Consider the following 18,101-nt stretch of genomic DNA (forward strand, 5'->3'; position numbering starts at 1 on the left):
CGAGCAATACTTTCACGGTATCGCAGCGGTTCCATCCCCCCCGCCACTTGGTAATGCCGCCGGCGAGCCGAGTGGAGCTCGGTGCCCCCGGGAGCATGGGCGGCGGGGAAGTGATTGCATCGATCATCGCTAGGGACGCGATAGTCAGAGCAACCATGACAAGGCCGGCTATTGCATGCCGATGGCGGGCGTGTCCGATTCTGCCGGCCGTACCCGGACGCAGGTCGGGGGTTATACTCCCGGCCCATGTCCGCCGGCACCCCGACCCTGTGCGATGAATGCGACCTGCTGCAGCAGAGCCCGCCGCTGCCGCCGGGTGGGGCCTCGCTGTGCGTGCGCTGCGGCCATGTGCTGCATCGCCACCGGCCGAACAGCGTCGACCGGACCCTGGCGCTGACGGTCACGGGCCTGGTGCTGTTCGCCATTGCCAACACCTTCCCTTTCCTGTCTTTCGAGATGCAGGGGCAGGAGACGCAGACGACCCTCGTCACCGGCGTGCACGATCTCGCCGCCCAAGGCAAGGTCGGCGTCGCCTCGGTGGTGCTCTTCACCAGCGTGGTGGCGCCGGGGCTGCAATTGCTGCTGTTGCTCATCGTGCTGGCGCCGCTCAAGCTGGGCGGCCGGCTGCCGCCGCGGTTCCCGACGCTGTTCCGCTGGTTCAAGCGCCTGGTCCCCTGGGGCATGATGGACGTGTTCATGATCGGCATCCTGGTGTCGGTGGTGAAGCTCACGGACATGGCCACCATCGTGCCTGGCACCTCGCTGTTCGCCTTCGTGGTGCTGATCTTCGTGCTGGCGGCGGCGCAGGCGTCACTGGACCCGGACGTGGTGTGGGAGCGGGTGCCGCTGCGCCCCGCCGTGCGCCGAGCACCGGCCCCGGGGGAGGCTGTCATCGGCTGCGACGTTTGCGAGCTGGTGGTGCCGGAGCGGGCCGCTGACGTCGATCCGGGCGGCCGCCTGCGCTGCCCGCGCTGCGCCGACGTCCTGCACCGGCGCAAGCCGGATAGCCTGCAGCGGACCTGGGCGCTGGTGATCGCCGCGGCGGTGTTCTACCTGCCGGCGAACATCTATCCGGTGATGGCCGTCACCTCGCTCGGCCAGACGCAGGCGGATACTATCCTGAGCGGCGTGCTTTTCCTGCTGCACCATGGCATGTGGCCGCTCGCGATCATCGTCTTCACCGCAAGCATCTTCGTGCCGCTGCTGAAGCTGCTGATTCTGCTGTTCTTGCTGCTGTCGGTGCATTTCAGGTCCAGCTGGCGGCCGTGCGAGCGCACGAGGATGTATCGCATCACCGAGGCCATCGGCCGCTGGTCCATGACGGACGTGTACGTGGTGACCATCCTGGTGGCCCTGGTGCGGCTCGGGAATCTCGCCAGCATCGAGGCCAAGGCGGGTGCGGTGTTCTTCTGCGCGGTGGTGATCCTCACCATGCTCGCGGCCATGTCGTTCGACCCCAGGCTGATCTGGGACACGCTGGAGCAGGACCATGACGGAGTCCGAGCGGCCCCCCGAGCCGCCACCTGACGACGCCCCCGACGGCGATCCCGCGGACGGCCAGTCCACCCTGCCCACGGCGCGGGTAACCCGCCGCGAGCGCTGGTCGCTGGTGTGGCTGCTGCCCATCCTCGCGCTGGCGGTGGGGGGCTGGCTGGTGGTGAAGACGCTGGCGGAGCGCGGGCCGACCATCACCATCGAGTTTCCGAATGCCGGTGGGCTCCAGGCGGGCAAGACCAAGGTCAAGTACAAGGACGTGGACATCGGCACGGTGACGGACATCGCGGTCAGTGATGATCTGCAGTACGTCACCGTTACCGCCGAGCTGCGTCACGGCACCGACCACATGCTCGCCGAGGATACGGAGTTCTGGATCGCCCGCCCGCTCATTACCGCAAGCCAGATCTCTGGGCTGGAGACGCTGCTGTCGGGTCCCTACGTCGCCTTGGCTCCCGGCACCGGCAAGCTCGGACGGCGCGACTTCAAGGGCCTCGACAAGCCACCGGTGGTCACCATCAATGCCCCGGGGCGCCGCTTTCGGCTGCGCGCGAGCTCGCTCGGCTCGCTGAATCTCGGCACGCCGGTCTACTACCGTGGTATCCAGGTGGGCCAGGTCGTCAACTACAACATCGACAAGGACGGCAAGCGGTTGACCATCGACATCTTCATCCAAAGCCCGAACGATGGCCTGATCTTCAAGACCACTCGCTTCTGGAACGCGAGCGGCATCGATGTCAAGGTCGGCGTGGACGGTGTCACCGTCGATACCGAGTCCCTGATGTCCGTGTTGATCGGCGGCATCGCCTTCGAGACACCGGCGGAGCCCGAGCATCCGCCGCGGGCGCCGCCGAAGCAATTCTTCAACCTCTTCCCGAACCGTGCCGCCGCCATGAAGGAGCCGGAATTCAACCGGCTCACCTACGTGATGGTCTTCCAACAGTCCGTGCGCGGCCTCAAGGTCGGCGCGCCGGTGTCGCTGCGCGGCATCAAGATCGGCGAGGTGACGGACATCAACCTCGAGTTCGAGGCGCAGCAGATCAAGATCCTGATCCCGGTGACCGTGGAAATCAACCCGGATCGCCTCGGGCTGCGGCGGCCGCTGGAGGAGATCCGCTCCGAGAATCCCGAGTTGCTGAAGGATCTCATCCAGCGCGGCCTGCGCGCCCAGCTCAAGCCCGAGAACCTGCTGACCGGCGCGCTCTACATCGACTTGGACTTCCATCAGAATGCGCCCCCGGCGACCGAGTACGAGCGCGACGGTGTGCCCGTGATCCCGACGCTGCCGACGCCCTTGGAGGCGGCCACCAACCGGATCATGGATATCCTGGACAAGATCGATGCGCTGCCCATCGAGGAGATCGGCGACGATCTGCGCGGCACCCTCGCCGGCACGCGGGCCATCGCGGACTCACGCGAGCTGCGCTCCGCCATCGCCGACCTGTCGGCGGTGTTGACCGAGATACGGACCCTCACGCAGGGCCTGAACGCCACGGTCATGCCGGAGATGGGCCCGCTGCTGCGCGACGCCCAGCGCACGCTGAACAGCGCCAACGGCGCGCTGTCGAGCGTGCAGGACCTCGTGGCCCCCGACGCGCCCGCCAGCACCGAGCTGGTAAGTGCAATGCAAGAGGTGACCGGCGCGGCGCGCGCGGTCCGCTTGCTGGCGGAGTATCTGGAACGACACCCGGAGGCCCTGATCCAGGGCAAAGGAGGCGGACGCTGATGTCGATGCAGAGTTTCACTGGGCGTCCGGCGCCACGCGCGCCGCGCCTGTTGCGGGCCGCGCGCCGGCCGCGATTACTGTTGGCCTGCGGGCTCACGCTGCTGCTGGCCGCCTGTGCCAGCACGCCGCCGTCCACCTTCTACACGCTGACGCCCATCCCGGAGGCCGCCGGGCGCGCGGGTGACATCACCGGCGGCCGCGTCTCCGTCGGGCTCGGCCCGGTGACCTTTCCGCAGTTCCTGGATCGCCCGCAGATCGTTACCCGCACGGGCAGCAACGAGCTGAGCGTGAACGAGTTCCACCGTTGGGGCGGCGCCCTGCAGGACGACTTCCTGCGGGTTTGGGGGGAGGACCTCGCCCTCCTGCTCAGCAGCAGCCGTGTGACCCTGTTCCCGGCCGAGTCGCGCGCGCCGCTGGACTTCCGCGTGCCGGCGGAGGTGCTCGCGTTCGAGGGCGGTCCCGACGGTGCGGCGGTACTCAAGGTGCGCTGGTCGGTGATGGATGACCGCCTGCGGCACAGCCTCACCGCCCGGGAGGACGCCTACCGCTGCCCGATTCGCGGCGGCAGCACCGCTGTCGCCGGCGCTGATCCCCAAGCGGCCACCGCCGCCCGCTACACCGCCGTGGTGGCAGCCATGAGCCAATGCCTCGGTGCCTTCAGCCGTGACGTGGCAGGCGTGCTCGCCAGGTTGCCGAAGCCCGAGTTACCCCAGCCGCCGCCGGCGCCATCCTCCATCATCACGCCGGTGCCGCCGGCACCGACGCCGCAGCGCTGAGGCGCCCCCACGCCTGGCCGCCTCGCTCTGGCCCCCGGGCCGGGGCGTGGTGCGTGCCGTGGGAGCGCCGTCCCGGGCGCGATGGAGACCGGGCAAATATTGCTCGCAACGCCGAAATCGAGGGCATCGTAGTTCGGGTTAGCGCAGCGTAACCCGACGATGGGCGCCAGTCAGGGCGCGAGTAAGCCATTGATTGTCGGGTTACGATAACGCTAACCCGACCTCCCATACATGCCCAATCTCGATGGCGTCTGCGCATCCGATCGCGGCGGGGACGCGGCTCCCACGCGCCCGGTCCGACATGCTCGCGGCGGGCTCGCGCCGTGGTATTGCTGCGCTGCAACAAGAATCGCTGTCACGCCCTTGACAACCCCTCCGGCGGCGACTATTGTGCACTGCAACAAATGCTGCACCGCAGCAAGTCAACGCAGTGCCCCTCAGGCAAACCCACCGGAGAGACCCGATGAGTGCCCAAGACGTGATGAACACCTACAACAACCTCACCAACCAGAACGTCGAGCGCCTGAACGCCCTCGGCGAGCTGAACCTGAAGGTTGCCGAGAAGATGGTCGCCCGCCAGATGGATGCCATGAACCTGTTCATGGAGCAGGGCGTGCGCATGCTGAAGCTGGCTACCGAGGCCAAGGGCTACAGCGAGCTGTACAAGGGCCAGGTGGAGATGGCCAAGGACGTCAGCGAGAAGCTGATGGCCGAGTCCAAGACCAACATGACCCTGGCCGGCGAGATCCGCGACGACTACCGCGGCTGGTTCGACGCCGCCATGGCCGACCTGAAGGAAGGCAACACCGCGGTGCGCAACGCCGTCACCGCCTGAGGGACCAGCCCGCGCGCCGGCGCCGCGCCCAGCGTCGGTGCCGGCGCGGCGGGTGTGGCAGGGACGCCCGCAGTGTCGTCCCCCGTCGCGGGATCGGCCGGCATGCCAGCTCCGGCGGAGCCGGGTGGCTCCGACACCGGGGCGCCCCGCGTTGTACCGGTGCGGGCGCATCCGAATCAGACAGACGAAGAACAGCGAGAATCAGCTATGACAGCAGCACGGGTGGCCCCAGAACGCGTGGCCTTGGTCACAGGTGGCATCGGCGGCATCGGTACCGCCATCTGCCAGCGGCTGGCGCAGGACGGCTTCCGTGTCGTCGCCAATCATCATCCCTCGGAGCAGGAGGCCGCCCAGGCCTGGAAGAACGACCAGGCCGGTATTGGCCTCGACATCGATACCATCGCCGGTGACGTGTCCTCCTTCGAAGACAGCCGCCGCATGGTCGCCGAGATCAAGGAGCGCCACGGCCCGGTCGCCGTGCTCGTGAACTGTGCCGGCATCACCCGCGACAAGACCTTCAAGAAGATGGAAGAGGATGCCTGGCGGGCGGTCATCGACGTCAACCTGAACAGTGTCTTCAACGTCACCCGCAGCGTCTGGGAGGACATGCTGGAGGCGGGCTTCGGCCGGGTGGTGAATATTTCCTCGGTGAACGGGCAGCGCGGTCAGTTCGGCCAGACCAACTACGCGACGGCCAAGGCCGGCATGCACGGGTTCACTATGAGCCTGGCGCAGGAGGGTGCCGCGAAGGGCATCACGGTCAACACCGTCTCGCCCGGCTATGTCGAGACCGCGATGACGCTCGCCATGCGCGACGACGTGCGCGAGGCCATTGTCGCCGGCGTGCCGATGCGCCGCATGGGCAAGCCTGATGAGATCGCCAGCGCCGTCGCCTTCCTGGTGGCGGACGAGAACGGCTATGTCACCGGCGCCAACCTGCCCGTGAACGGCGGCCTGTTCATGCATTGATAAGCTTCTCCGGCCGCGCCGCCTGCTAGTCAGCGTGCAGGGCGCGGCCACCGAGTCCTCCTCGTCTCTCTCTGATGAGACGTTCCTCTGCCCGGCTCCCCGCCGGGCTTTTTTTGGTCTGTTCGCTGCCGGTGACGCCCTGCCGGGCCGGATCGCGATGGCGCTGAGCCACGCTTTCTTCAAATCGTATTGAAATAAATCGCCAACAAAAACCCAGCGAGGGTAGAAAGCCCCACCACACCGCCCCCTTGTGGAAGGCCTCCGGCAGCATGGTCTCCGCGACCATGGTGAGCATCGCCCCGGCGGCGACGCCTTCGATGAGTGCGAACAGTTCCGCCGAGGCGCCCTCCAGCCACACCGCGCCGAGCGCGGCCCCGGCACCGGTCATCAGCGAGCAGTTGGTCGAGCTCCCGCCGCCTCAGCTCCGAGACCTCCACTTCGCCGTGCGCCACCGCGCTCACCGCGTGCGTGCCACCAGTGAAGAACGCGAAGCCGCCGAAGTCCTCGCCGACCTCCACCACCTGCGGGCGGTGGCTGCGCTGGTCCTGGTCGAGCACGTACACCGTGCCGCGTCGGAGCAGGTAGAGCCGGTCCGCTGGCTCGCCCTGGGTGAAGAAGGTGTAGCCGTCCGGCGCGCGTTTGTGCACCAGGCGCGCGGCAATGCGCGCGAGGGTCGCTGCCGACAGGCCGGGAAAGAAGCCGAGCCTCGGCTCGTCGCGCATCAGCTCCGTCGGCTCCGCGGCGATCTGCTCGGGTGCGATGGGCGGGTAGTAGGCGCCTTCGGTGCTCAGCTCCGCCAGGGCCTGCGCGCGCCAGGCGTCGAGAAGACTGCAAGGGCATCATGATGCCCCGGCGGCTGACTGGCGACGTTGCCATTGTATGAAGCCCGCCGGCGTGGCGGTAATACCCGGCTTGCACGCGCCGGTGGTCCGGTCATCCCGCGTGCTGCGCTAAAATGCCGTGCAGGTCGGGCGAGACAGCCCGGTCACGGCAAGCAACCCGCCCGGAAACCCCCTGTCATGCGCCTCAGCCGGCCCGTCATCGTCTTCGCCGCCGCATTGCTCGTCACGGGTTGTGCCACCACCGGCGAGCACTGCCGCAAGCCCATCGGCGACCGCGCCCTGACCCCCGCCGCGGCCGCGGCCGGTGACGCACACGTCGGCCAGTCCATCACCTGGGGCGGCACCCTGGTGTCCGCGAAGAATCTCGCCGACGCCACGGACCTGGAGGTGCTGGCCTACCCGTTGGACGACTGCGGCCGCCCGCTGCTGGACGAGCCGGCGCACGGCCGCTTCATCATCCGCCGCCCCGGCTACCTGGAGACCGCCGACCTCGCCCCCGGCCGGCCAATCACCGCCAGTGGGCGCATCATCGCCAGTGCGGAGGGCCACATCGGCGAGGCCGACTACCGCTTCCCGGTGCTGGAGGATGCCGCGCCCACCATCTGGCCCGCGCGCGATACCGGCTACGGCGGTGGCAACGTGCGGCCCTGGATCAGCGTTGGGGTCGGCGGCGGGCGTGGCTGGAGCGGTGGTGGCGTTGGGATTTCGTTCTGAGCTCGCTTGGTGTGTGAGTGCGGGGTGCGGAGTGCGTTGGCTGCACGTTGCACGAATGCACCGTGCACTGAACGCCGGCGCCGAGAACAACGCCCACGCCTAGCTTGCCGGCTGTCCTGAAACCCTGGAGCCCAAATCCATGGAACGCTTCTTCGAGCGTCTGCTCTTCTCCACCCGGTGGATCCTCGCACCCGTCTATCTCGGCATGGCGCTGGTGCTGGTGGCCCTGGGCGTCAAGTTCTTCCAGGAGATCTGGCACATGCTGACGCACATCGTCAGTATCAGCGAGAAGGACCTCATCCTGATGGCCCTGGGGCTGGTGGACCTCGCGCTGGTGGCGAGTCTGGTGGTGATGGTGATGTTCGCGGGCTATGAGAACTTCGTCTCCAAGTTCGACATCGAATCCGACAGCGAGAAGCTCGGCTGGCTCGGCAAGCTCGATGCCGGCACGCTGAAGCTCAAGGTGGCCATCTCCATCGTGGCCATCTCCTCGGTTCACCTGCTGAGCGCCTTCATGAAACTCGGCCACATCGCCAGTGACAAGCTGCTCTGGTACGTCGTCATGCACCTGACCTTTGTCGTCTCGGCGCTGCTGATGGGCGTGCTGGACCGGATCTCCTTTGCGTCCCACCGCGACCACTAGTGGCACCACCTTGGAATTGTCGATACCGTTCGCGGTCCGGCGCGAGCGAGGGTCGCCCGGGAGGGCGACACTCCGACCATCGCGCCCGCGGCCGGAGTGTCGGCCTCCAGGTCGACAGGGATCAGCGCCACGGGCGGCCTTGAGAGTGCCACTCGATACTTCCGAATGCGTGCACTAGCCTCCGCGGGCCGAGGTCGTCTGGGCGCCATGGCGCTTCCCGGCGCTCGGAGCTGGTGAGCAAGACCCGCGCAGGTCGGGCTGAGGAACGAAGCCCGGCAGGGCGCCCGCTGTGACCGCCTGATCGTCGGGCCTCCTGCGTCGGCCCGACCTACACCCGCCGCCCGGCCAGGCGATGCAACAGGTCTTGTTTCACATCTCGGCCTGCGCGGTTGCGACGGGCGCATCGTCCTCGATGACGACGGCGTCCGGGTTCGGAAAGCGCTCCACGACCCAGGCCGGCAGCTTGGCCTGGTTGGCGTGGTAGAGGGCGTCGGACTCGACGATGATCAGCACCAGCACCGTCACCATCACCGGCAGGATACCGCCGCCCGCCACCATTGCGATGGCGGCCTCTTTCATGAGGCCGCCGTAGACATGGCCCACCCAGGCGAGCGCGACGGCCGCCAGCAGCAGCGTCAGCATCAGGATGAACAGCTTGCTGCGGCGCGCGCACACCTGCCAGTGGCACATCACGTACCAGGGGTCGCGGCCGATGGACCTGTGCGCCCGCCACAGGGTGTAGCTGAGTATCGAGAACGAGATGGCCGGAATCACCGCCATCACCCACGGAAAGCTGCCGGCGATGCCGCCCGCGGCCACCGCCATCAGGATGTGGTTGCCGATGAGGTTGGTGAGGAAGATCTCGTGCGGCACGTTGGCACGCCTGATCTCGTCGCGGCTGACTTGAAAGCGCATGGTGGGGGTGCCCAGCGGGATCGGTTGGTCAAGCACATCAGTATATGAAGCTTTGCTGATTTATGTCGCTGTCACAAATCTCGTGGCGGATCGGCTACATGCCCTGGGCGTCAGAGCCCGTGTCGGCGTGGTTTCGGCTCTGCAAGTGTTGCATGAGAGCAACAAAAGTGATGCGCCTGAGTCACAACTTGTTGCAAAGCGGTGCCGGACCGAAACACTCGGTTAACGGTTCTTCGGGAAGATGACAGTCAGAGATCGAAGGGGCGCAGGGCGGCCGTACGGGTTTTCCAACACGGGAGGAGCCGGCCCGGCCACCGCCGCCGCTTCGATGTGCCGTAACCAAGCTGTATCTGGAGTACTGCCATGAGTTTCGACCTACTGTCCATCGCGGGCATCGCGTCCGCACTCGCCAGCGGCGGCTTCATCCTGTTGCAGGTGGCCGCGGAAGACCGGCTCGAGCAGCTTGTCGACGGGCGCTGACGCCCGGCCGTTGTGGCTCCCGCGCGGGCGCCGCAGCGGTCACCACCATGACGGCGGGCCCGCCCGGTCCGCCGCGGCGCGCGGCGGTGGTCGCCGCTGGCGCATCCGCCGGCTGCGCCCCGCCGACGGCCCGCGGCTGCGCGCCTGTTTCCAGCGGCTGTCGGCCGAGGCCCGCCAGGCGCGCTTCTTCGGCGCCAAGGAGCGCCTCACCGACGCCGAGGTCGAGCACTTCTGCCGGCCGGACGGCTGGGAGCACATTGCGCTTGGCGCCTTCGCCGTCACCGCCGACGGTGCCGATGCCGAGCTGCTCGGCGCCGCGCGCTGCCTGCGCCTGCCCGCGCGGCGCGACACCGCCGAGCTGGCCATGGCCGTCGCCGACGAGGTGCGCGGACTCGGTCTCGGCCGGGCGCTGCTGAAGGCGCTCGTGGCCCACGCCCGCCCCCGCGGCATCCGCACCCTGCACTGCGAGGTGCTCACCCGCAACAGGCCCATGCGGGCGCTGGCGGAGTCCTTTGGCGGCGAGCGGAGCGGCGGCGAGGACGGCAGCGTCACCTACCGCATCCCGCTGCTGCCCGCGGCGGAGCCGTTGGTGCCGCCGGCGCCCGACTGGCCCGGCGCCGTGCTGCTGGACCCGGTGGCGGTCCAGCACGACTGGTGCACGCTGCTCGGCGCGGTCGCCACCTGCACTGCCGCCGGGCTCGAGGACGCCGGCGCCTGCTGGCTGCCGGGCGCCTGGCTGGGCGCCTGCCGCGCTGGTCTCGATCACGCCGCCGACCGGCAGCGCGCCCTCGTGGGAGCGCCGTCCTCGGCGCGACGGCGCCCGATCGCGGCGCGGACGCCGCTCTCACAAGCGCGGACGGGCTGATGAGCGGCGCCGCCGCAAAGATCCCCGCCGCCGCCTGGCGCCGTGCGGCGCCCCGGGAGCGCCGGCCCGCCGCCGCCAGGCGGCATGTGAGCGCGCTGAGCGGCAAAGCGCTGCGTGGTTCTCGGCGGCTGCGTCACCGCGCTTCGCCAAGTCGCGGCACGACAGTGCCCCCGACAATCAACGGCTTGAGGGCGCTCAGCGTCGTGTTACGCTGACCCGACGTACGGTCTTCGCTGATCGGCGGTGGTGTTTCGCTGGTCGATCCGTTCTGTTGGCGCGGACGCTGTGTCGCCCTGGAGGGCGACACTCCGGCCGACACGATGGCCGATGCTCCGGGCGACACTCGGGCCGATGCTGGGGCTGCGGCCATGGCGTGCACTGCATGAGTTGCACTTCCTGTCGCCATACACCAATGCATTTGCGCACTGATGCGTTGGCACTCCTGCACTCCTGCACTGGTGCACTCCTGCCCCGATGCGCTCCCCGCATCCGTTGTGCTGCCTTCACCTCGCCCGGGCAAGCCCTAGGCGGCGGGGCTGCCTACGAGGAGCAATTCGAGCAGCGCCTTCTGCGCGTGCAGCCGGTTCTCGGCCTCGTCCCAGACCACGGACTGCGGGCCGTCGATGACCTCGGCCGTTACTTCCTCGCCGCGGTGCGCCGGCAGGCAGTGCATGAACAGGGCGTCCGGCTTGGCGGCGGCCATGACCTTGGCATCGACGCAGTAGTGCGCGAAGGCCGTGGCGCGGTGGTCCTGCTCGCTCTCCTGGCCCATGCTGGCCCAGACGTCGGTAACCACGAGGTCGGCATCCTGCGCCGCCTCCAGCGGGTCGCGCACGACGGTGCAGCGCTCGGCGGCGGCGTCGAGCAGGTCGGCATCGGGATCGAAACCCTCGGGGCAGGCGACGCGCAGCTCGAAGTCGAACAGCCGCGCGGCGTTCATGTACGAATGGCACATGTTGTTGCCGTCGCCGACGAAGGCCACGCGCCGGCCGCGGATGTCGCCGCGGTGCTCCTGGTAGGTCTGCATGTCCGCGAGGAGCTGGCAGGGGTGGAAGCGGTCGGTGAGGCCGTTGATGACGGGCACGCGGGAGTGCGCGGCAAAGCGCTCGACCTTCTCGTGGTCGAAGGTGCGGATCATTACGGCGTCCGCCATGCGCGAGAGCACGCGCGCGCTGTCCTCCACCGGCTCGCCGCGGCCGAGCTGGGTATCCCGCGGCGACAGGAACAGCGCATGGCCGCCGAATTGCACCATGCCGACCTCGAAGGAGACGCGCGTACGGGTGGACGACTTCTCGAACACCATGGCCAGGGTGCGCCGGCTCAGGGGTCGATAGTCGACGCCGTCGGCGAGCATCCGTTTCAGCTGGATGGCGCGGTCCAGCAGCGCGCGGGCCTCGTCCGCGCCGAGATCGAGGAGGGTCAGGAAATGGCGGACGGGTCGGGGCATGGGGGCCTCCCTGGGAAACGATCGGCGGCCATGGGATGCGGGCTGGCGTTGCGCTCCGCCTGCATCTGCCGCGGGCGCGCCGGGGATTTCGGCGGATGCCGGTTGCCGCGGGTGAGCACGGATGCGCCCGGGGTGGCCGGGCTCAGCCGGCACCGCCTCCATCGGCCTCGTCCAGAAAGGCGAGAACGACGCGTGCGACGGTGTCGATGATCTGCTGCGCCTGTTCATCATCGATGATGAGCGGCGGCAGCAGGCGCACCACCCGCTGGGCGGTGACGTTGATGAGCAGCCCTTCGGCCAGCGCGGCGGCCACGAGTTCGCCGCAGGGCCGGTCCAGCTCGATGCCGATCAGCAAGCCGCGACCGCGGATGTCCGTCACGCCGGGAGCATCGGCGAGCCGGTCGTGCAAGCCGCTGCGGATGCGCTCGCCGAGTTGCGCGGCGCGCTCAGGCAGGTCGTCTTGGGCCAGGGCGTCGAGCACCGCCATTGCGGCACGGCAGGCGAGCGGATTACCACCGAAGGTGGAGCCGTGGGTGCCGGGGCCGAGCACCTCGGCCGCCTCGCCGCGGGCCAGGCAGGCACCGATCGGCACGCCGTTGCCGAGGCCCTTGGCCAGGGTCATGACGTCCGGCACGATGCCCTCGTGCTGAAACGCGAACAGCTCGCCGCTGCGGCCCATGCCGGACTGGACCTCGTCCAGCATCAGCAGCCAGCCGTTGCGGTCGCACAGCGCGCGCAAGCCGGCGAGGTAGCCGGGTTGGGGCACGACGACGCCGCCCTCGCCCTGGATGCTCTCCACCAGCACGGCGGTGATGTTGGTGCGGTTGGCGGCGGCGGTCTCGACGGCGGCGAGGTCGTCGTAGGGTACGCGCAGGAAGCCGGAGACCAGGGGCTCGAAGCCCGCCTGCGCTTTGCGGTTGCCGGTGGCGGTCAGCGTTGCCAGCGTGCGCCCGTGGAAGCTGTTCTCCATCACCAGGATCTCCGGCCGCTGTACGCCGCGGCGGCTGGCGAAGAGGCGCGCGAGCTTAATGGCCGCCTCGTTGGCCTCGGCGCCGGAATTGGCGAAGAACACCCGGTCCATGCCGGCGGCGGCACAGAGCCGGTCGCCAAGGGCGGACTGCGCGGGGATCTGGTAGAGGTTCGAGACGTGGAGCAGGCGCCCCGCCTGCTCGCACAGCGCATCGCGCACCCCGGGATGCGCATGGCCCAGGCCGCAGACGGCGATGCCGGCGAGCGCGTCGAGGTAGCGTTTGCCGTCGCTGGACCATAGCCAGGCGCCCTCGCCACGCTCGAAGCTGATGGGCAGTCGGTTGTAGGTTGCCATCAGGTGGTCTGTCATTGCACCGGAAACCCGCTGTCTGTTCCTAAAGACCCATAGGTGAAGAAGGGCCGAAAACGAAAAAGGCGGCCCGGGTGCTGTGCGGGCCGCCCTCGGCGAGCTGACGGTTCTGCGAGACTGCCGCGTCCGTTGGGCGTGTGCGACATGCCAGCAATAGCGCCGAATGACGCTTGAGAAAGCATCGAAGATTATCACGCCCGGACGGGCGTGCACAAGTCGCGGGGGCAGCGCCCGTGGCCTGGGGCATGCGGCGGCGGTCACGGGGCCGGGCTTGACGTTCGCGGCCCGGGCGGCGCCGAATAATGCGATGACCGCGCTTGAACCCACGGACTTTCGCTGGCTGCGGCGGCTGCCGTTTTGGACGCAGCCTCAAACGCGGGCGACATTTGTCGCCGACCTCGGCCTGCAGCTCGGCAACGATCCAGACAGCGTGGCGACGCCCCGGGTCGCGACGGCCGCCGAGACCGAGGCCGACGTCGCCCGCCTGTGCGCGCGGGCGACGCATCCCGAGCCCTTGGCGGTGCTTGCCTGGAGTCTGACCGATCTGGGGCACGCGGATCTGCTGCCCGAATCTTTGCGCCGCGCGCTGGCGGCATCCCGATCGCGCCTCCCGCGAGTGGTGATCCGCGGTGTGCCCCATCCCGGGCTGCGCGCCTTCCGTGCCTCGGAGGCGCCCATCTTCTTCGGTCGTGGCCTGGAGTCCCGCCGGTTGTCACGGCTGCTGGCGGACGCCCGGACGCCGGTAATCGTCACCGGCCCCGCGGGCAGCGGCAAAACCTCGTTGCTGTGTGCCGGACTGCTCGCGCGGCGCTCCACTGACCGGGTGGTGGTGTTGGATCCGGCGGGCAATGCCTTGCCGCTGCGGCAACAGATGGCCGCTGCCTTCGGCGCCGCGGCTGCGGGGCCGACGGAGCTCGCCGCCGAGCCGGACGGCGATGGCAGCCTCGCCGCGTGGCTGGCGGCGGGACTGCGCTCGTCGTCGAGAACTGCACGCCTGCTGCTGGTGCTGGACGATCTCGAGCGCCTGCTGATGGAGCCCGACGCCCGGGCAGGGGAGGCGCTGCACTTGCTCGGTGCCGCCGCGGTGTTGCCTCGGGTGGACGTGGTGGTCCTGGTGCGAGCGGACTTTCTTGGCGCCGCCATCGCACATCCGGCGCTGGCGGCGGCCATCGAAGCCGGTCGGGTGCTGCCCCTGACAGCGCCGTCGCGTCCGCGGCTGGAATGGATGCTGAGCGCCCCGCTGACGGAACTGGCGCTGGAGCCGCCAGTGCAGGTCCCGCGCGAAGCCATTGCCATGCTGGCGGCGGAGGCGGCGAGCCGGCCGCTGCCCCTGATCCACCTGGCGGCGCGGGCGCCGGAGCTCTACGCGGACGCCGGGGTGGGCAGCGCGCGTCCCGCGTCCGCCGGCCTGCTGCCACTGCCGGCGCCGGATTTGTTCGGCCGGCGTTGCGCCGTGGCGCTGCGCTCGGTCGACCGGGCGACGCGTGCGGCGCTGCCGCGGGTGCTGGCACCGCTGGTGATGGTGTCGCCCGATGGCGGCCCGGCCAGGAGTCGGGCCGTTGACCTGCGTCACTGGCACGATGATGCGGCGGCCGGGCGGCTCATCGATATGCTCACCCGGATGCAGCCGCCGCTGTTGCGCCGCCGGGACGCGCAGGCGCGCGCTGGTGCGGACGCCACATTGGAGCTGGCCCATGGTGCGCTGCTGCTCGAGTGGCCGCAGTTGGCCGACTGGGTGGACGCACGGCGCGAGGGGCTGCGCCTGGCGCGCCGGCTTGGCATCGCGCTCGCCGAATGGCGCGGGGCGGGCCGCCCCAACGCCGGCCGCTGGCTGCACGAACAGCTCGAGCCCGCACGCGTGCTCCTGACCGCCGCCCAATTGCTCTCCGATCTGGAGCAGGACGCGGACATGGCGGACTTCCTGACGCCGGAGCCCGTGCGTCTGCTGTGCGAGATCGACCAGTCTGGCACGCCCGCCGCGCGCCGTGAGGACATCGGGCTCAGGCTTGCGCGCATCGGTGATCCGCGCACCGGCGTGTTGCCGGTGAATGGCCTGCCGCAGCCACGCTGGTGCCGCGTTCCGGGCGGTCGCGTGATGCTCGACGGACGCCGCCGGGTGACGGTGGCGCCGTTTGCCATCGGCGCCTATCCGGTGACCCACGCGCAGTTCGATGCTTTCCTGCGTGCGCCGGACGGCTTCGCGGATCCGCGCTGGTGGTCGGACGCGGTGCCGCCGCGCTGCGGCGGCTGGGCGTCGGGGCAGCGTGCCAACCACCCTGTCACCCAGGTGTCCTGGCTGGATGCCGTGGCCTTTTGCCGCTGGCTCTCGGCGCGGCTAGGCTACGAGGTGCGGCTGCCGGACGAATGGGAGTGGCAGTGGGCGGCACAGAGCGCCCGGGACGATTTTCTCTATCCCTGGGGGCCGGACTGGACCTCGGGGCGCGCCAACACCGACGAAGCGGGCGTTGGGCGCACCATGGCCGTCGGCCTGTATCCACATGGGCGCAGCCTGCAAGGGGTGCTCGATCTTGCCGGTAACACCTGGGAGTGGTGCCGCAGTGCCTTCGCGGCGCAGGTGCGGCCAACTGCGGCGGCCCCCGCCGCCGGCGTCATCCGCGGCGGCTCCTGGCGCGTCAACCGCGGCTTCGCACGGGCCGATTTTCGCCTCGACGCGCTGCCCGAGGAGCGTGTAGGCAGTACCGGCTTTCGTCTCGCCTGTGCGCTCGAAGCCATCGCCGATGCGCCGGCGACGGCTTCCTGACCGCGTGGCGATGCGCGTTGCCGCAACCATGACGACTCGCGCCAGCGAGCGCCGGGCCCGCGCCGCGACGCTCAGCCAGCCGCACGCCCCTGCTGTTGCAGGGTAGCGATGAGCGCCCCGAGCGGCATGGGCTCATAGAACAGAAAGCCCTGGTAGCGATCGCAGCCGCGCTGCTCGAGAAACGTCTTGATCTCTGGCTTGTCGACGCCTTCGGCGACGACCCGCAAGCCGAGGCGGTGTGCCATGTCGATGATGGTCTCGACGATGGTGGCGTCGGAGCGGTTGACGGCCACATCGCGCACGAAAGAGCGGTCGATTTTCAGCGCGTCCAGCGGCAGGCGCTTCAGGTAGCTCAGCGACGAGTAGCCGGTGCCGAAGTCGTCCACCGAAAAATGCACGCCCAGGTCCCGCAGCCGGGTCATCTTGCGGGCGGTGTCCTGGAAGTCGGCGACCAGGACGTGCTCGGTGATCTCCAACTCCAGGCGCCGCGGATCCAGGCGCTCCGCCAACAGCCGGGCCGCTAGCGTGCCGGCGAAATCCACCTGACGGAACTGCACCGGGCTGACGTTCAGCGCGATGCGCTCCGGACGCTGCGGGCCGGTCTCCTTCTCCAGCGTCCTGATATCGCGTATCGCCTCAGTGATGACCCATTCGCCGAGCTCGTGGATCAGGCCACTGTCCTCCGCCAGGGGCACGAACACGCTTGGACTCGCCACCACGTCCCCACCATCCGGGCGCGGCCAGCGGATCAGTGCCTCGGCACTGAGGATGTGCCCGTGGCGATCGCACTGCGGCTGGTAGTGCAGGGCCAGCTCGCCATCGCGCAGCGCGCGCCGCAGTGCACCCTCCAGATCCATGCGCGCCTTCGCCGCCGCCTGCATCTGCGGCAGGTAGAAACGGGTGCAGTCGCGCCCGGCCGTCTTGGCCTGGGTCAGCGCGGCTTCCGCCGCGCGCAGCAACTCCTCGGGGGAGTCGCCGTCGCCCGGGTAGAGCGCGATGCCAACGCTGATGCTGAGCTGAACGTCCTGCCCCTGCACCTCCAGCGGCATCGCCAGCACGCGGCGCAGGTTCTCTGCCCACTGCCGGGCGCGGTTGGCTGCCGGCTGGGTGGCGTCGGCGAGCTCCGTCAGCACAATGACGAAGTGGTCGCCATCCAGCCGGGCGATGGTGTGGGCGCCCCCGAGCAGGTCGCTGATGCGCGCGGCCACGGCCCGGAGCAGGGCGTTGCCCGCATCGTGACCAAAAGTATTGTTGATGAGCTGGAAGCGGTCGATGTCCAGGAACAGCAATCCGCCCACCCGGCCGCTCTGGGCATGGCGGGCCAGGTCCAGTTGCAGCCGGTCGCAGAGCAGCCGGCGGTTCGGCAGCCCGGTGAGCGGGTCGTAGTAGGCCTGCTGGACTATGGTGGCCTCGGCGCGCTCGCGGGCGTAGGCCAGGTTAAGGCTGTTCAGCACCGTGCGTTGGTAGCGCCGGGCGATGGTGAGCATGAGCGCCAGATACAGCACCGTGAGCAGCGCGATGGCGTAGCCCGCTTCCGTCTCTTGCAGCAGCATCTGCACACACAGCGGCACCAGTGTCAGCGTCAGGAACGCCCAGCACACCGGCAGGAAGACCGAGAAGGTGTTGACGCATCCCGCCGACAAGCCGGCGAGTATTACCGTCAGCAGCGCCTGGTGGGCGACGTTGTCGACCGGAAACAGGAACAGACTCGCCGCGCCCCAGAGCGCCCCCGACACGAGCACGCCCAACTCCGCCCGGCGCAGATGGCGGCGCAGGTGCAGCGCGCTGTGCCAGTGTCTGCGGGCGGCGCGGTAGTCCCATAGCCGCGTGACGCTCAGCAGCGTGACGGCGCCGAGCCAGAGCACGAGCCGGCCCGTTGGCGCGGACCTGTGCAGAAACCACGCCAGTACGCAGGCGTTGATCATCACCGCCAGCAATGCCACCGGCGCGGCGCCCACGAAAAGCTCTGCCCGCCGGTCGAAGATTACCCTGGCGTCCGCCGACATGACGGTGTTCGCGCCGGACATGACCCCCTTCCCCTTGGATGCGAATGCTGTGCTCCAGCCGCGCGGATGGGGACAGTCTAGCAATGCGGCGGCGCGGTCGCGCACCTTTGGTGTGCCTGGTTGCGGGGCGCCTGCGCTGCTAAGCTTCTTCAGCGAGGGGCCGGGGGCCTTGCAGCGCCCGGTCCTCAACGCTTCGATCCATCATCCGCTGCTTGGCTCGCCGGTTTCACTGTCAATGCGCAGCCGCCCCCTGGGCACAGCCCCCCGGGGCGCAGCGACAACGGCCCTG

At 69.3% G+C, this 18,101-nt stretch carries 14 protein-coding genes; 9 read left to right on the forward strand and 5 right to left on the reverse strand.

Annotated features, from left to right (window positions below; genetic code table 11):
• The first annotated feature begins 246 nt into the window (after nt 1–246).
• The 5 genes from LJE69_RS07255 to phbB all read left to right on the forward strand — a co-directional run bounded on the left by LJE69_RS07255 (nt 247) and on the right by phbB (nt 5,800).
• The gene (locus LJE69_RS07255) at nt 247–1,527 is read left to right on the forward strand and encodes a paraquat-inducible protein A (protein WP_296923309.1); all 1,281 of its coding nucleotides are present in this window, start codon (nt 247–249) and stop codon (nt 1,525–1,527) included.
• Nucleotides 1,490–3,220, forward strand: a complete 1,731-nt coding sequence (locus LJE69_RS07260; protein WP_296923311.1) for an MlaD family protein — start codon at nt 1,490–1,492, stop codon at nt 3,218–3,220. The genes LJE69_RS07255 and LJE69_RS07260 overlap by 38 nt, the downstream gene beginning before the upstream one ends.
• A complete protein-coding gene (locus LJE69_RS07265) occupies nt 3,220–3,996 on the forward strand; it encodes a membrane integrity-associated transporter subunit PqiC (RefSeq protein ID WP_296923314.1) in 777 nt (258 codons plus the stop codon). The genes LJE69_RS07260 and LJE69_RS07265 overlap by 1 nt, the downstream gene beginning before the upstream one ends.
• 463 nt (nt 3,997–4,459) lie before the next feature.
• The gene (locus LJE69_RS07270) at nt 4,460–4,831 is read left to right on the forward strand and encodes a phasin family protein (protein WP_296923317.1); all 372 of its coding nucleotides are present in this window, start codon (nt 4,460–4,462) and stop codon (nt 4,829–4,831) included.
• 207 nt (nt 4,832–5,038) lie between these two features.
• Entirely contained in the window at nt 5,039–5,800 is a 762-nt protein-coding gene (gene phbB, locus LJE69_RS07275) for an acetoacetyl-CoA reductase (protein WP_296923320.1), read from the forward strand.
• A 179-nt stretch (nt 5,801–5,979) separates the two neighbouring features.
• Here the strand turns inward: phbB and LJE69_RS07280 are convergent, their stop codons facing one another.
• A complete protein-coding gene (locus LJE69_RS07280) occupies nt 5,980–6,522 on the reverse strand; it encodes a cyclic nucleotide-binding domain-containing protein (RefSeq protein ID WP_296923323.1) in 543 nt (180 codons plus the stop codon).
• A gap of 297 nt (nt 6,523–6,819) precedes the next feature.
• Between LJE69_RS07280 and LJE69_RS07285 the strand changes: the two genes are divergently transcribed.
• Together LJE69_RS07285 and LJE69_RS07290 are read left to right on the forward strand one after the other, a co-directional pair.
• Complete coding sequence (locus LJE69_RS07285) at nt 6,820–7,356, forward strand: Slp family lipoprotein (protein ID WP_296923326.1); 537 nt, start codon at nt 6,820–6,822, stop codon at nt 7,354–7,356.
• 139 nt (nt 7,357–7,495) lie between these two features.
• The gene (locus LJE69_RS07290; RefSeq protein ID WP_296923329.1) at nt 7,496–7,999 is read left to right on the forward strand and encodes a TIGR00645 family protein; all 504 of its coding nucleotides are present in this window, start codon (nt 7,496–7,498) and stop codon (nt 7,997–7,999) included.
• 369 nt (nt 8,000–8,368) lie between these two features.
• Here LJE69_RS07290 and LJE69_RS07295 read toward each other — a convergent pair whose 3' ends face one another.
• Nucleotides 8,369–8,914, reverse strand: coding sequence for a hypothetical protein (locus LJE69_RS07295; RefSeq protein WP_296923332.1), 546 nt, complete (start codon nt 8,912–8,914; stop codon nt 8,369–8,371).
• 490 nt (nt 8,915–9,404) lie between these two features.
• On the opposite strand from LJE69_RS07295, the gene LJE69_RS07300 reads away from it, so the two are divergent.
• Nucleotides 9,405–10,259 carry a GNAT family N-acetyltransferase gene (locus LJE69_RS07300; RefSeq protein WP_296923335.1) on the forward strand — a complete coding sequence of 285 codons (855 nt, stop codon included), beginning with the start codon at nt 9,405–9,407 and terminating at the stop codon, nt 10,257–10,259.
• Nucleotides 10,260–10,782: 523 nt separating this feature from the next.
• On the opposite strand, the gene argF is transcribed toward LJE69_RS07300, so the two are convergent.
• Nucleotides 10,783–11,706: an ornithine carbamoyltransferase gene (gene argF / locus LJE69_RS07305; protein WP_296923337.1), complete on the reverse strand. Its 924-nt coding sequence runs from the start codon at nt 11,704–11,706 to the stop codon at nt 10,783–10,785.
• Between the two features lie 142 nt (nt 11,707–11,848).
• On the reverse strand, nt 11,849–13,045 hold the full coding sequence (locus LJE69_RS07310) for an aspartate aminotransferase family protein (protein WP_296923340.1): 1,197 nt from the start codon (nt 13,043–13,045) through the stop codon (nt 11,849–11,851).
• A gap of 307 nt (nt 13,046–13,352) precedes the next feature.
• Here LJE69_RS07310 and LJE69_RS07315 point away from each other — a divergent pair, with 307 nt between their 5' ends.
• Entirely contained in the window at nt 13,353–15,806 is a 2,454-nt protein-coding gene (locus LJE69_RS07315; protein WP_296923342.1) for an SUMF1/EgtB/PvdO family nonheme iron enzyme, read from the forward strand.
• 71 nt (nt 15,807–15,877) lie between these two features.
• Here the strand turns inward: LJE69_RS07315 and LJE69_RS07320 are convergent, their stop codons facing one another.
• Nucleotides 15,878–17,833, reverse strand: a complete 1,956-nt coding sequence (locus tag LJE69_RS07320; RefSeq protein WP_296923345.1) for a bifunctional diguanylate cyclase/phosphodiesterase — start codon at nt 17,831–17,833, stop codon at nt 15,878–15,880.
• Nucleotides 17,834–18,101 lie beyond the last annotated feature (268 nt).

Origin of the sequence: Thiohalocapsa sp., from assembly GCF_022340605.1 — a bacterium.
GTDB lineage: Bacteria > Pseudomonadota > Gammaproteobacteria > Chromatiales > Chromatiaceae > Thiohalocapsa.

What these genes read in the sequence shown, in the direction of transcription:
- LJE69_RS07255 (WP_296923309.1), top strand. Translation starts at nt 247, where the DNA reads ATGTCCGCCGGCACCCCGACCCTGTGCGATGAATGCGACCTGCTGCAG.
- LJE69_RS07260 (WP_296923311.1), top strand. Translation starts at nt 1,490, where the DNA reads ATGACGGAGTCCGAGCGGCCCCCCGAGCCGCCACCTGACGACGCCCCC.
- LJE69_RS07265 (WP_296923314.1), top strand. Translation starts at nt 3,220, where the DNA reads ATGTCGATGCAGAGTTTCACTGGGCGTCCGGCGCCACGCGCGCCGCGC.
- LJE69_RS07270 (WP_296923317.1), top strand. Translation starts at nt 4,460, where the DNA reads ATGAGTGCCCAAGACGTGATGAACACCTACAACAACCTCACCAACCAG.
- phbB (WP_296923320.1), top strand. Translation starts at nt 5,039, where the DNA reads ATGACAGCAGCACGGGTGGCCCCAGAACGCGTGGCCTTGGTCACAGGT.
- LJE69_RS07280 (WP_296923323.1), bottom strand. Translation starts at nt 6,522, where the DNA reads ATGCGCGACGAGCCGAGGCTCGGCTTCTTTCCCGGCCTGTCGGCAGCG.
- LJE69_RS07285 (WP_296923326.1), top strand. Translation starts at nt 6,820, where the DNA reads ATGCGCCTCAGCCGGCCCGTCATCGTCTTCGCCGCCGCATTGCTCGTC.
- LJE69_RS07290 (WP_296923329.1), top strand. Translation starts at nt 7,496, where the DNA reads ATGGAACGCTTCTTCGAGCGTCTGCTCTTCTCCACCCGGTGGATCCTC.
- LJE69_RS07295 (WP_296923332.1), bottom strand. Translation starts at nt 8,914, where the DNA reads ATGCGCTTTCAAGTCAGCCGCGACGAGATCAGGCGTGCCAACGTGCCG.
- argF (WP_296923337.1), bottom strand. Translation starts at nt 11,706, where the DNA reads ATGCCCCGACCCGTCCGCCATTTCCTGACCCTCCTCGATCTCGGCGCG.
- LJE69_RS07310 (WP_296923340.1), bottom strand. Translation starts at nt 13,045, where the DNA reads ATGACAGACCACCTGATGGCAACCTACAACCGACTGCCCATCAGCTTC.
- LJE69_RS07315 (WP_296923342.1), top strand. Translation starts at nt 13,353, where the DNA reads ATGACCGCGCTTGAACCCACGGACTTTCGCTGGCTGCGGCGGCTGCCG.
- LJE69_RS07320 (WP_296923345.1), bottom strand. Translation starts at nt 17,833, where the DNA reads ATGTCCGGCGCGAACACCGTCATGTCGGCGGACGCCAGGGTAATCTTC.